Raw genomic sequence first — 12853 nt, forward strand, 5'->3', positions numbered from 1 at the left:
ATTTTTATAAGCTATTCACTCCCGGCTAATAAACAATTTATTTCATTCCTTAGGGAGGAAAAGATATTTTCATACCACGCTACGGAAGCATATTTGTAAAAGAAACATCAAGGGCATCAAACAGATGTTTATCATCAATTATCGATACGTCAGTTCGGGATAAGAATATTTAGACGGAAACCTCGAAGAGGCGGCAGAACACAGGCGAGGGCGAGTGATGTGGGTAGCTCCCACTGTCGTGACCGGAGCGGCAGGAACCTTGAAGAGGTGACGGAACGAAGCAGGAGTTGTTTCCGCTGGTCCGTCACCCCATCGGAGGTCCCGCCGACACATTTTTTAACTTTTGACGGCGGATGGTGTATTCCATACGCAAGTGCAAAGTTAGGCAATTTTGTCGTTAATCATATCTGCTGACTTTGAAAATCCATTTTTCTTTCTGGGTCTGTTGTTGAGTTTCTCTACGATTTTCCTGACGTACCCCCTTGAAATCTCCCTGAAGTTTGTCCTTTTAGGGATGTACTGCCTGACAAGCCCGTTCATCTTCTCTATGGCTCCCTTTTCCCAAGAGCAATATGGATGTGCAAAGTAAACCGTGGCGCCCAATTCCCTTGCGATGATTTCATGTGCTGCAAACTCCGTCCCGTTGTCCATGGTTATGGTCCTTACGGGCAGCCCACTCCCTTTGAGTAGCCTTGCGACACCTGGCTTTCAACGTTGCCAGACGGCCGTCATACACTCCCTGCACATTGGAGTTGCGCCTTTTCTCCCGCGAAACCGTGCTTACACAAACACCGATGGTCTTGGCAATGAAACTAAGTGAGCATTTCTTTTGCAGCAACACACTAATTGTGTACCTTTGCTCCGAGGTTAATTGTTTATACATATGCAATACAAAATTAATTAATCTTAGGGAGGGGGACGAATGTTCTCCTCCTTTTTGCATTGCTTAGGTCTTTCGCCGGGCTCTTCGGGGGCTTCAGGCCCCCGGCCGCAAGGCAAGTCCCCGTGGTGTTTTTCATGGTGTCAAACACCACCAAGATTTTGCACTTCTATTTGAAAAGAGCCAGATGAATGTTTTCTGTTTCTTTTTTAATGTCTTCCATGGAAGACAAGGGGTATTTCTTGTTTTTTGTATCGTCATCCATGGAAGAAAAAAGGTGATTGTTAAAAAATCCTTCGTATTCTATGGAAGACGAACATTCTTTTTACATTTTTTTATTTCTTCCATGGAAGAAAATGTCTTCCGTTAAAATATCCTTCGTCGCCCATGGGCGACGAGCTTCTTTTTTACATTTTTTAGCTTCGCCCGCGGGCGACAGGCGTTCTTTTTTTTGTTTTACTATCTTCCGAGCCGTCGGACGGGCTTTCTTTTTTTGTTTTCCATTAATCCGATGCTTCAGAGACGCAGTTTTTCTTGTTTTTTCTCCATGGGGCTCATATCGAACTCGCATAGGGTAGAGCGCAGCACGAACTTCCTCATCATGGAAAAGTGCAAGTCATACTGCCGACCAAGACCGTGTGGAGGCTACTCATGCCCTGCATGGGAGAGCATCGCAAGACAAAGGCTGCGAATTTGCCGAGTGATTGCACGCAGGTTGGCACTGGATAGCTTCAGGCTAAAATCAACAGGAGACCAGGGGAAAAATTGAACTTCGCAACACCAAAACAGGAGTTTTACAAATATTATTCGTGATATTGCACTTGATGGTTGCCTCTTTAGTTGTCAGAATTCTATCATAAAATCAAAAAACAAAGAAAAAAATTTGGCAATATCAGAAAATGTTCATACCTTTGCCCCGCATTTAAGAACAATGCTTGGCAAGACTGAAACAAGCCATCTGAAGGAAGGATGGGTGAGTGGCTGAAACCAGCAGTTTGCTAAACTGCCGTGCGAATTTTCGTACCGGGGGTTCGAATCCCCCTCCTTCCGCAGGCAATGTTCATTCAAATGCAAGCTAATCGGTCGGTTCATCTAACGGTTAGGATACAAGATTCTCAATCTTGGCATACGAGTTCGATTCTCGTACCGACTACATCGGCATCCCGCAAATCATTGATTTGTGGGATTTTTTTATAGCCGGACGGAAATTCCGACGAGAGCTAAAAGTTGACATGAGACCTCTGCAAAACCTACCACCTCTCAATTTTCACCCATATACTCTTAGAAGAATGAATATTTTTAACCAAAAGATGCCGTTGGAGGTAATTTTTGAGTAGATAATAATCTTTTATCGGTGTATTTTCATGTTATCTGATACAATTTGACACAATAATCCCAGGTGTTCGGTATAAGTTGTAGGCAATGGATTCCATAATATGCTGCGCATGTGTTTTTGAAAGTCCGACGTATCTTGCTATTCCAGCACCAAACCATCTATGCATAGAACCAAAGGTACGTTCTACTTTGTAGCGTATCTTACTTATAGCAACATTGATACGCTGCTGCCTTTCTGTAATTTCATGTCCTCTTGCTCCCTTATGCATGATACGACTTTTAAGTTTCATACGTTTGAGGGTTTCTTTGTTCTCCATCGAGTCATATCCTTTATCGGCATAGACAAGTGCTTTCCGTGGCAATTCAGCTTTCTTCAGGGGTGTTTCTAAGTGTTTCATATCACTTTCATTGGCAGCTGTCGTTTCCTCGGCAAGCACCATTCCGTTTTCATCCGTTACCGTGTGACGCTTGCAACGCCGTTGCATTTAACTTTCCTTTTGGTTTGACATTTGCAACGCCGTTGCATTTAACTTTCCTTTTGGTTTGGCGTTTGCAACGCCGTTACATTTAACTTTCCTTTTGGTTTGATGTTTGCAACGCCGGTACATTTAACTTTCCTTTTGGTTTGATGTTTGCAACGCCGGTACATTTAACTTTCCTTTTGGTTTAGCGTTTGCAACGCCGGTGCATTTAACTTTCCTTTTGGTTTGACGTTTGCAACGCCGGTGCAAGCCTCCCGCCAGTTGTCGTGGCGTCCGACTAAGCGAAAAAAAAAGTATCTACGTTAGGCTTGACAACTTCTTTGAGCATGGCTTTCTCCGAAGCCTCTATGTGCTCATCCTCTTTTCTATCCTCAACGACCTCATAGCTCTTACCTCCGCGGGGGCGGCGGGGCGTATTCGTAATACTGGCATCAATAATGGCACCACGCTTAACAATGATTCCTTTAGCTTCCAATTGCCGATTAAACTCCGCAAGAAGCGTATCATACAAATCCGCTTCAACAAGAATATTGCGAAAACGGCACACGGTAGTACTATCAGGAACGATATCTTCCATGCCAAGACCTGCAAAGCGACTAAAAGACAGACGGTCGTTAACCTGCTCTTCAACTTCTCCGTCACTCAGACCATACCAGGTACGGAGTAATTCAATCTTGAATAAAACAAGGCTGTCATAGCTGGGCCGACCGGTAGACTTATAGCCTTTTGTATAAGCCACCTCTATTATAGCACGAATAGGTGCCCAGTCAAATGACGGTGTTTATTTGTGAAAAGAATGTCTGCTTGACCTTTCTTTGTCCAAGGAACAGGTCAGCAAAACTGGGAGAGGATAACTTCTGTTTCATGCTATAAAGGTACAAAAAATATTTAAGAAAGACAACTTATAGGAGGAGTTTTGCAGAGGTCTCGAAATGGTTATCGGCGGGGAAACCCGAAAGGCATACGGGAAGAAATCCTAAGGCTCGCAGAAGAAAAAAACCTCGGCAGACTTTACCACTTATTATATCCTATCGTCAATCGCTTGAGGTCGTAGAAGCTCCCATTGTAGATATTGAAATCTACATAACCTTTTATGCCCGGCAAACGCCCGGCATCTGTGTGCTGCCAAAACTTCCATGGGCCCTTATACTCTATTTTGTCTACGTAATAATGGGCTATCCAATAAGGATAATCATCAAAGACTGGAGCTGAAAGATAACTTTGTTTGAACTTATAATAGGTGTAAATGATGGGCTTCACGTGATACTTGTCCTCGACGATATGTAACCAAGTCAGCACATCGCGTTGAAAATCTTCCAAGCTTTGGTCTTTAGGTTTGTGTTCCACGTCAAGCACGGGAGGTAAGTCGCCTTCATTCAGATGCACTTTATCCAGAAAATAATAGGCCTGTTCGCGAGCCGAAGACTTCGTACTCCAGAAATGATAAGCGCCGCGAATGAAACCGTAATCGCCGGCACTCTGGTAATTCTCGTAGAATGCCTCGTCAAGTTTCCCTACCCCTTCCGTACTCTTCATGATGATGAAGCGGACGGGGCAGCCTTTAATCATTGCATTGGACAATTGCCCCCAATCAATGTCTGCCTGATAATGGGATATGTCTATGCCATGGATTTCATAGCCTTCCGGATATTTAGCATCCCCGTAAAGCGCGCGCCATCTGAAGCCCGTCGGACTTACAAAAAAATAATAGAAACACCAAATATAGAGCACAATCATGACAACAGCACCCAAGGCAACGGCCCAACGCGGATAGCGGTGCAGGAAAGAACGGCGCGAACGAACAGCCTTCCGCTTACGCTTTGTATGCGAAGTATGTGAGACTTTCTTAGCTATCGTTCGTTTCGTATTCGTCATATTATAGCGAAGAACATATAGGGATATGAGAATTATCGAATGATAAATCCATCTCCCTATATGTCTTATGTGTCGTTGAAAAATAGGTTGAGAAATCGTGCAGCCTATTCTTGCTCGAGTATCAAGGTCTTAGTCGGCTGGTCGCACACCTCCGTCGGTCCCCAATATTGGATAGGTCCGGGGTAGATATATTCCGTGTTCTTGGCCCACCCGTCACGCTTTGCAGCAAAACTTTTGAAAGGTTTTCCGTCTAGTTCTACAAGCGCCTTGCGAATAACAGGTTTCATCTCGCCGTTACGTCTCTCCATATTCATCATCATTGTGATTGGAACACCGCCTGCCCTCCACTCATCGGTTTTAGCAGTGGTATTCTTGACGATGGCCATATAACCCGTCTTGCCATTCGCAACAAGTTGAGCTGCACTTGTACCCAAAGCGTAGCAATAGTCTGCATCAAAATTAGAAGGAGCCGCACAACGGCCTTCGTAGCCAAAGAAATGGTGTTGAGCGGCAAAGTTTCCTTTAAACTTTCCTTCCTTAGCCCATTGTTCGAGTTTGGCAGCAACCATTTCAGAAAGTAATTTCTCGGTTTCAATCAATGAAACCTGCACATTTCCGTGAGGATCGCGGTCGAGACTCAATTGGCGTGCAACTCCTTCGGGCAATGTCTCAAATGTTGCGGCATTCTCTTTTGAAAGATGCGCAAGAATATATTTGTGCTGTGCCTCTTTGTCCAAATCTTTATAATCAGTACCATGAGCTGCAAGAAGATCGTTTAATTCCTGTATCAGACGTCCTATGGCAGGAATGAACTCAATCAATCCTTCGGGAATTAAGACAACACCAAAGTTGTTTCCTTGTGCTGCCCGATAGGCTACGGCTTCGGCAATGTTCTCGACAACCTCGTTCAAAGTCATATCCTTGGCTTCTATTTCCTCTGAGATAAGACAAATGTTTGGCTGTGTCTGGAGAGCACATTCGAGCGCGATGTGAGAAGCGGAACGCCCCATCAGCTTAACAAAGTGCCAATACTTGCGGGCAGAATTGCAGTCACGCTCGATATTTCCAATCAGTTCAGAGTAGGTTTTGGTAGCCGTGTCGAAGCCGAACGAAGTCTCAATCTGGTCGTTCTTCAAGTCGCCGTCGATAGTCTTTGGACAACCGATGACTTGAACGCCATACTTCTTTGCAGCATAGTATTCAGCCAGCACACAGGCATTGGTGTTGGAGTCGTCTCCCCCGATGATGACAACTGCAGAGATATTCAACTCGCGGATAATCTGAAGCCCTTTCTCAAACTGATCTTCTTTCTCCAGCTTCGTACGGCCCGAGCCAATCATATCGAAACCGCCCGTATTACGGTATTGATCGATAAAATCGGCCGTAATTTCTATGTAGTTGTGATCGACAAGACCTCCGGGGCCCATAAGGAAACCGTAAAGACGGTTCTCCGAGTTCAACTTCTTCACTGCATCAAACAAGCCACTGATGACATTGTGGCCACCGGGAGCCTGCCCACCTGAAAGGATTACGCCGATATTGATTTTCTTGTTGTTAGCTTCCTCTCCGGGAATAAACTCTATCAAAGGCATACCATAAGTATTAGGGAAGAGCATCTTGATTTCCTCCTGATTGTCAACACTCTTTGTGGGAGCACCTTCTGCGACTTTTACCGCACCTTGAAGAGCCTTTGGCAGCTTTGGCTGATAGGCGGCTCTTGCCTTCTGCAATGCACTGATTTCCATAAATTTTATTTGTTTTATTTTTGAATGACTATATTTCCTCCATAAAAGCAATTGCAAAAGTACGTCTTTTCAATGAAATATGGAAATAAATAAAGAGAGAATACAAGAATTATAGAAACTTTTTCCCTCAATATGCATCACTTCTCTTATTTTTTCCTATCTTTGGCATGTAGAACTAACATCCAATCATCAATATTATGGCAAATAAACGAGAATTAAAACGGTCTATCAACTACATTTGTAGTGATTTGTTTGCAGAGACTGTAGCTGCGTCCTTATATGACAAAAAGGCAAGCAAAGAAAACTTAGAGGCTTTATTGGCCTCTATCCTGATTATCCACGACGACTTTATCCGACGTGTATCGCATCCTGAACCGGGGCTGGCTCCTAAAGCATATTATAAAGCCATCATTGAGGACTTCAACAAGCAGGTAAGTGAAATCATAGACCACATACAGAATTTATAATGGTAAGGACTATCTGCAGTTGGCTTCTTTATAAAAAGATGGGTTGGAGCAAGAATGTCACAGTGCCCCACCCCGACAAGTTCATTATTTGTCTTGCACCACACACAAGTAACTGGGATTTCATCATCGGGCAGCTCTATACACAGGCTGAAGGACTGAAAACCAATTTCCTGATGAAGAAGGAGTGGTTCTTTTGGCCAATAGGAGTAATCTTCAAGAAGTTAGGAGGCATTCCTATTTGGCGTTCCAAGCATACCAGCATGACCGACATTCTTGCAGAAACAGCTGCAAGCAGAGCGTCTTTCAAGCTCTGCATCACTCCGGAAGGAACACGTTCGCCTAATGCCGATTGGAAAAAAGGCTTCTATTTCATTGCCTTGAAAGCCGGCATTCCTATCCTTCTATACGGCGTAGACTATGAGAAGAAGGAGATAACATGTACTGAAAGTTTTATGCCCTCGGGCAATGTCGAAGAAGACATGCCTAAAATCAAAGCCTATTTCAAGAACTTCAAGGGGAAAAGGCCCGAGAATTTCGCCTATTAAACCATGTGTTGAGATGAGAAGAAAAATAGTTACCCTCGGATTGACCTTGATACTATTGGCTCCGCTTGTTGCCTTTATGCCATCAGAGAATATGTCAGTCAAGAAGAGCATTGGTAACTATCTGATGAAATATTGTATAGAGAAGAAGTTTCTTTCCGATAAGCTTTATGTGAAAGGCTTGAAGTTCGACCATGATGCTGGGATTATCACTCTTTCCATTAGTAACGACTTTGCTGAATTGGAGTTTATATCAAAAGACATCAAGAAGCTGACCAAAGGTATCAAGAAGCTTATCCCGGCCCCTTACAATAAGTATCAATTATCCATTCTTACATGTGGTATACCCTTGCAATATCTTGCTGAAGACGCCGTCATTCCCGATAACGACGGACATCGTTTTTGGGGCGACATAGAATACAAGGACAAACCTTGGACGGTAAATGCCTCACGCCCATTCAGTATATCTCATGGGTTATGTAACAGACACCTGACCGTGTGGGCCAGTCATGGCAGATACTATGATTGGGATAAAGGACAGTGGAAGTGGCAACGTCCTAACCTCTTTGGAACGACAGAAGATTTATTCACACAGACAATTGTCGTCCCCTACCTCATACCGATGTTGCAGAATGCTGGTGCAGTAGTCTTTACGCCACGCGAAAGAGATTGGCAGACCGATGAGCAAATCGTAGACAATGATGTTTCTCCATGCCCTGCATATCTTGAAGAGAATATAAAAGGGGACTGGGAAAAGGCTCCGGAAAAAGGATTTGCCTTTCATGCCGGAACGTATGAGAATGGCGATAACCCGTTCATGGCAGGCACGGCACGAATGACAAAAACGACAAAAAGCAAGAACTATTCGTTCATATCGTATCAGCCGACGCTTGCCAACGAAGGCAAACATGCCGTTTACGTCAGCTATCAATCATTGGATAACAGCGTGCCCGACGCAGAATACGTCGTCTATCACAAGGGAAAAGCAACGCGTTTCACGGTCAATCAGACCATGGGAGGTAGCACGTGGGTCTATTTAGGGACATTTGACTTTGACAAAGGTTCAAGCCGAGAGAACCGTGTGGTGATAACCAACCGCTCCAAATATAACGGTGTCGTCACGGCCGATGCCGTCAGGTTTGGTGGAGGTATGGGAAACATCGAGCGCGGAGGGGCTGTCAGTGGCTATCCGCGCTGCCTTGAGGGAGCACGCTACTATGCGCAGTGGGCCGGCGCACCGGCGAGCGTCTACAACGGCAGACTGGGGCAGAACGATTATGCCGACGACATTAATGCACGCCCCAACATGAGCAATTGGCTGGGCGGCGGTTCTTGCTTTGCACCAAGTATCGAGGGGAAGAAGGTGCCTATTGAACTTGCACTGGCCGTGCATAGCGACGCTGGCTTCGACCAAGGCGGCGGACTCGTCGGCTCGTTGGCCATTTGCACGACGGACTTCAACGAAGGGAAACTGAACTCAGGCATCTCCCGCCTGACCTCAAAGGAATTCGCCCAAAGGCTCTTGGACGGTTTGGACAGGGACCTGCCTGCCACGGTCGGCAAGTGGGCAAGGCGATATCTATGGGATAAGAATTATTCCGAGACTCGTACACCCGAAGTGCCATCGGCCATCATCGAGACTCTGTCCCACCAAAACTTCCCAGACATGCTCTTGGGACAAGACCCCAATTTCAAGTTTGCAATGGCACGCTCACTCTATAAGACCATCGCCCGATTTGTCAATGAGGGGCATGGCAGGCCAACTTTCATACAACCGCTTACCCCTCATGCCTTCAGCCTCGGTTTCACTGCAGAGAACACCGTCCGACTGAAATGGCAGGCAACGGAAGACGCACTCGAACCGACGGCCCACCCCACAGCCTATGTGGTGTACACCGCTATGGGAAATTCGGGCTACGACAACGGGACCGTCGTCCATCAGCCTTCTTATGATATCAGCATCACCCCCGGCGTGCAGTACAACTTCAAGGTCACGGCTATCAACCGCGGCGGAGAGAGCTTCCCCACGGAGGAACTGTCGGCTTACAGGCAGGAGGGTGCAACGAAGACCGTCCTCGTTGTCAACGGCTTTGAACGCCTGTCGGGGCCGGCCGTCATCAACGACGAAATACAGCAAGGCTTCGACCTTGACAAAGATCCCGGTGTTTCTTACGGACTGACGGCTGGTTGGAACGGGCGGCAACAAAACTTCGACACTGCCCAAATGGGTATCGAAGGACCGGCTGGGCTGGGATACGGCGGAGACGAACTCGCCGGGCACTTCATCATGGGCAACGACTTCTCTGCCGTGAAGACGCACACGGAAGCCATTGCAAGCGCACGAAAGTACAATGTCGTCAGCTGTTCGTTACAAGCCATTGAGGCAGACCGCATAGACCTGCCAGCCTATCAGGCCGTTGACATCGTCCTCGGGCTGCAGAAAGACGACGTCCATGCACTGCAACATCACAAGACCTTCACGAAAGCACTGCAGCGTCGGCTCCGCGACTATGCCCGAAGGCAGGGTAGTCTTATCGTCAGCGGTAGCTACGTGGGCAGCGACATGCAGAACGACGACGAGCGACGGTTCCTGAAGGACGTGCTCAAACTCAGATACGAGCCGTCGGACTCGACCGTCAAGGGAGACACCATCAATGGCCTCGGCATGTCGTTCGACATCTGCCGACACCTCAACCCACGTCACTACGCCGCCACGTCTGTAGACCGGCTCGTGCCCACGGCAGGGGCCATCTGCGCCATGCTGTATGCCGACGGGACGAGCGCAGCAGTGGGCTATCAAGGCGATTACAATGCTTTCACCATGGGCTTCCCCCTGGAATGTATTACCTCGCCCGAAATACGCAATACCATTATGCGCGGTATTCTCAATTATATCATCAAATAATTCAATACAGACAACTATGTATAAAATTCAAGCAAACCCTTCCGGCACACGCACCATCATGGTCAGCGAACAGCATTTAGAAACGATTGAAAAGTATCAATTGATGCGCAATCTGGTAGATAGTAACGGTATCGTCGACGAGTCCGTACTGGACAAATTGAAGTTCAATGTCCGTTCACTTTTAGAGAGCGGGACAGGTAATGATAAGCAACTGCTCGACCTCTGCTTGGACGTGATTTACAATCCCAACATGAAGGCCTTCGGGCTGCAGCATCTCGTCGTGCTCTATGCCGATTGGAAGGACCGGAAACACACGAGAGAAACGCCTGAAGGCCCTGCAGAATAGCCCGCCACACGCCGTCTTTATCCCTGCACCATGAGCCTGAACGCCCCGTCGCATAGACGCGAACGAACAGTCTCATAGCAGGAGCACGTGTTGAGCTATAGCGTCTCAAGATTGTTCCAATGCTTGAAACACACAGTTCCTCCCTATGGAACGCACAGTTCCATATACTGGAACTCACAGTTCCATGTACTGGAACTCTGAGTACCAAGCCATGAAACGCTCGGTTTCATCTGATGGACACATGGCGCAACAGTTAGGAAGCGGGCGGCAACATGGTCATAACGCAATCACAAACCCTTATCAGATTGGAGACAGAAGCATATAAACTGACGGATTTCCTCCCTACGACGAAGAAGGAATGCGCATTGAGGGGGTGGGACGAGCTCGATGTCATCTTGTTCTCGGGCGATGCCTACGTCGACCACCCTTCGTTCGGCGTGGCCGTCGTGGGGCGTAGCCTCGAAGCCGCAGGCTATCGCGTGGCTATCGTGCCGCAACCCGACTGGCACGGCGACCACCGCGACTTCAAGAAGCTGGGGCGTCCGCGGCTCTTCTTCGGCATATCCCCGGGCTGCATGGACTCGATGGTAAACAAGTACACGGCCAACCGACGCCTGCGGTCTATCGATGAATACAGCCCTGACGGCCGGCATGACTGTCGGCCCGAATACCCCACGGTGGTCTATTCGCAAATTCTCAAACGGCTCTATCCCGACGTTCCGGTAGTGCTGGGCGGTATTGAGGCTTCAATGCGCCGGCTCACCCACTATGACTATTGGCAGGACAGGCTGCGGCGTTGCATACTGTGTGACAGTGGCGCCGACCTTATCTTATATGGGTCGGGCACGAAGTCGATTCTTGCGCTGTGTAAGCAACTCGAGGCCGGAAAGCCCGTCGGCGAGGTCAGGGACATACCGCAGACGGTGTACCTTGCCAAGGAGGAAGACGTGGAGGGAGGCATTGGGGCCGACGACATCGTGCTGCATTCGCACGAGGAATGCCTGCGCAATAAGCGGGCCGAGGCGGAGAACTACCGCCACATTGAGGAGGAGTCAAACAAGATACACGCCTGTCGCCTGTTGCAAAAGGTGGGCAATGTCTATGCGGTGGTCAACCCACCCTACCCCGTGATGACTACGGCCGAGTTGGACGCGACGTTCGATTTGCCCTACACACGGCTGCCACACCCGAAGTACAAGGGAAAGAAACTGCCGGCCTACGAGATGATCAAGTTCTCCATTAACATGCATCAGGGTTGCTTCGGGGGATGCGCGTTCTGCACCATATCGGCACATCAAGGTAAGTTCGTGGTGTGCAGAAGCAAGGAAAGCATCGTCAATGAGGCCAAGCGCGTCATTGCGATGCCTGATTTCAAGGGCTATATATCCGACCTTGGGGGGCCGTCAGCTAACATGTACGGCATGCGTGGGCACAATCTCAAGGCCTGCGAGCGTTGCAAACGTCCATCGTGTATTCATCCGGCAGTCTGCCCGAATCTTGATACGGACCACACAAAGCTGCTTGATGTCTATCATGCTGTAGATGCACTGCCGGGCTTAAAGAAGAGCTTCATCGGTAGCGGTATCCGTTACGACCTGCTGCTGCATGAAGGAAAGGACGAACGGGTCAATGCTTCGGCCCGGCAATACACGCGAGAACTAATTATGCGGCATGTCAGTGGCAGGCTAAAGATTGCGCCCGAACACACGCAGGACGACGTGCTAAGACTGATGCGCAAGCCGTCGTTCGCACAGTTCCATGCGTTCAAACGTCTTTTCGACCGGATTAACAAGGAAGCCGGACTCAAACAACAACTTATACCTTATTTTATTAGTTCGCACCCAGGCTGCCGCGAAGAGGATATGGCCGAGCTTGCTGTCATCACGAAAGCACTCGACTTTCATCTTGAGCAGGTACAGGACTTCACACCCACGCCGATGACCATCTCTACTGAAGCATGGTATACGGGCTACGACCCCTATACGCTTGAACCCGTGTATAGTGCGAAGACACCAAGGGAGAAGCTCGCCCAGCGGCAGTTTTTCTTCTGGTATAAGCCCGAGGAGCGCAGGAATATAGCGCGGGAACTCAGGCGCATCGGACGCGAAGACCTCATCACCCGCCTCTTTCCGAAAGGCGAGAGCACCGACGAGGCCCGGCGGCATGAGGTTCGCTATAGCGACAGGCCCGTGGGAAGCACTTTCGACATCAAGGGCAAAGGCAGGAAGAGTTTCAATCCCAACTTCGGCAAAAGCAACCGCAAGCACCGATGACAC

9 protein-coding genes, 2 tRNA genes and 3 pseudogenes are annotated in these 12853 nt (G+C 48.1%); 7 read left to right on the plus strand and 7 right to left on the minus strand.

Going from position 1 to position 12853, the window contains the following annotated elements; translation table 11 throughout:
• Positions 1–381: 381 nt before the first annotated feature.
• The 3 genes and pseudogenes from H164_RS15835 to H164_RS0103080 all read right to left on the minus strand — a co-directional run.
• Positions 382–666, minus strand: a pseudogene (locus tag H164_RS15835) (IS30 family transposase); the annotation flags it as partial.
• Positions 620–943: a helix-turn-helix domain-containing protein gene (locus tag H164_RS15840; RefSeq protein ID WP_320055088.1), complete on the minus strand. Its 324-nt coding sequence runs from the start codon at positions 941–943 to the stop codon at positions 620–622. The gene H164_RS15840 and the pseudogene H164_RS15835, both read right to left, overlap by 47 nt.
• A gap of 262 nt (positions 944–1205) precedes the next feature.
• Positions 1206–1451: a hypothetical protein gene (locus H164_RS0103080; RefSeq protein WP_019967259.1), complete on the minus strand. Its 246-nt coding sequence runs from the start codon at positions 1449–1451 to the stop codon at positions 1206–1208.
• 392 nt (positions 1452–1843) lie between these two features.
• On the opposite strand from H164_RS0103080, the gene H164_RS0103085 reads away from it, so the two are divergent.
• A tRNA-Ser gene (locus H164_RS0103085) sits at positions 1844–1930 on the plus strand.
• A 31-nt stretch (positions 1931–1961) separates the two neighbouring features.
• Positions 1962–2033, plus strand: a tRNA-Glu gene (locus H164_RS0103090).
• A gap of 214 nt (positions 2034–2247) precedes the next feature.
• Here H164_RS0103090 and H164_RS14360 read toward each other — a convergent pair.
• From H164_RS14360 to H164_RS0103105, 4 genes and pseudogenes are all read right to left on the minus strand, one after another.
• A pseudogene (locus H164_RS14360) lies at positions 2248–2691 on the minus strand (transposase); the annotation flags it as partial.
• 297 nt (positions 2692–2988) lie between these two features.
• Positions 2989–3563 (minus strand): annotated as a pseudogene (locus H164_RS14365) (transposase); the annotation flags it as partial.
• Between the two features lie 145 nt (positions 3564–3708).
• Positions 3709–4572, minus strand: a complete 864-nt coding sequence (locus H164_RS0103100; RefSeq protein WP_019967260.1) for a glycoside hydrolase family 25 protein — start codon at positions 4570–4572, stop codon at positions 3709–3711.
• Between the two features lie 104 nt (positions 4573–4676).
• A complete protein-coding gene (locus H164_RS0103105) occupies positions 4677–6317 on the minus strand; it encodes a diphosphate--fructose-6-phosphate 1-phosphotransferase (protein ID WP_019967261.1) in 1641 nt (546 codons plus the stop codon).
• Positions 6318–6514: 197 nt separating this feature from the next.
• Here H164_RS0103105 and H164_RS0103110 point away from each other — a divergent pair, with 197 nt between their 5' ends.
• From H164_RS0103110 to H164_RS0103130, 5 genes are all read left to right on the plus strand, one after another.
• A complete protein-coding gene (locus H164_RS0103110) occupies positions 6515–6784 on the plus strand; it encodes a hypothetical protein (RefSeq protein ID WP_019967262.1) in 270 nt (89 codons plus the stop codon).
• Positions 6784–7329 carry a 1-acyl-sn-glycerol-3-phosphate acyltransferase gene (locus tag H164_RS0103115; RefSeq protein ID WP_025830021.1) on the plus strand — a complete coding sequence of 182 codons (546 nt, stop codon included), beginning with the start codon at positions 6784–6786 and terminating at the stop codon, positions 7327–7329. Before H164_RS0103110 ends, H164_RS0103115 begins: the two co-directional genes overlap by 1 nt.
• A 13-nt stretch (positions 7330–7342) precedes the next feature.
• On the plus strand, positions 7343–10231 hold the full coding sequence (locus H164_RS0103120; RefSeq protein ID WP_026356212.1) for a golvesin C-terminal-like domain-containing protein: 2889 nt from the start codon (positions 7343–7345) through the stop codon (positions 10229–10231).
• A 16-nt stretch (positions 10232–10247) separates the two neighbouring features.
• Entirely contained in the window at positions 10248–10577 is a 330-nt protein-coding gene (locus H164_RS0103125) for a hypothetical protein (protein WP_019967265.1), read from the plus strand.
• A gap of 272 nt (positions 10578–10849) precedes the next feature.
• Positions 10850–12850, plus strand: coding sequence for a YgiQ family radical SAM protein (locus H164_RS0103130; RefSeq protein ID WP_019967266.1), 2001 nt, complete (start codon positions 10850–10852; stop codon positions 12848–12850).
• Positions 12851–12853 lie beyond the last annotated feature (3 nt).

The sequence above is a fragment of the Segatella maculosa DSM 19339 = JCM 15638 genome, assembly GCF_000382385.1.
GTDB lineage: Bacteria > Bacteroidota > Bacteroidia > Bacteroidales > Bacteroidaceae > Prevotella > Prevotella maculosa.

What these genes read in the sequence shown, in the direction of transcription:
- H164_RS15840 (WP_320055088.1), bottom strand. Translation starts at nt 943, where the DNA reads ATGCAAAAAGGAGGAGAACATTCGTCCCCCTCCCTAAGATTAATTAAT.
- H164_RS0103080 (WP_019967259.1), bottom strand. Translation starts at nt 1,451, where the DNA reads ATGCGAGTTCGATATGAGCCCCATGGAGAAAAAACAAGAAAAACTGCG.
- H164_RS0103100 (WP_019967260.1), bottom strand. Translation starts at nt 4,572, where the DNA reads ATGACGAATACGAAACGAACGATAGCTAAGAAAGTCTCACATACTTCG.
- H164_RS0103105 (WP_019967261.1), bottom strand. Translation starts at nt 6,317, where the DNA reads ATGGAAATCAGTGCATTGCAGAAGGCAAGAGCCGCCTATCAGCCAAAG.
- H164_RS0103110 (WP_019967262.1), top strand. Translation starts at nt 6,515, where the DNA reads ATGGCAAATAAACGAGAATTAAAACGGTCTATCAACTACATTTGTAGT.
- H164_RS0103115 (WP_025830021.1), top strand. Translation starts at nt 6,784, where the DNA reads ATGGTAAGGACTATCTGCAGTTGGCTTCTTTATAAAAAGATGGGTTGG.
- H164_RS0103120 (WP_026356212.1), top strand. Translation starts at nt 7,343, where the DNA reads ATGAGAAGAAAAATAGTTACCCTCGGATTGACCTTGATACTATTGGCT.
- H164_RS0103125 (WP_019967265.1), top strand. Translation starts at nt 10,248, where the DNA reads ATGTATAAAATTCAAGCAAACCCTTCCGGCACACGCACCATCATGGTC.
- H164_RS0103130 (WP_019967266.1), top strand. Translation starts at nt 10,850, where the DNA reads ATGGTCATAACGCAATCACAAACCCTTATCAGATTGGAGACAGAAGCA.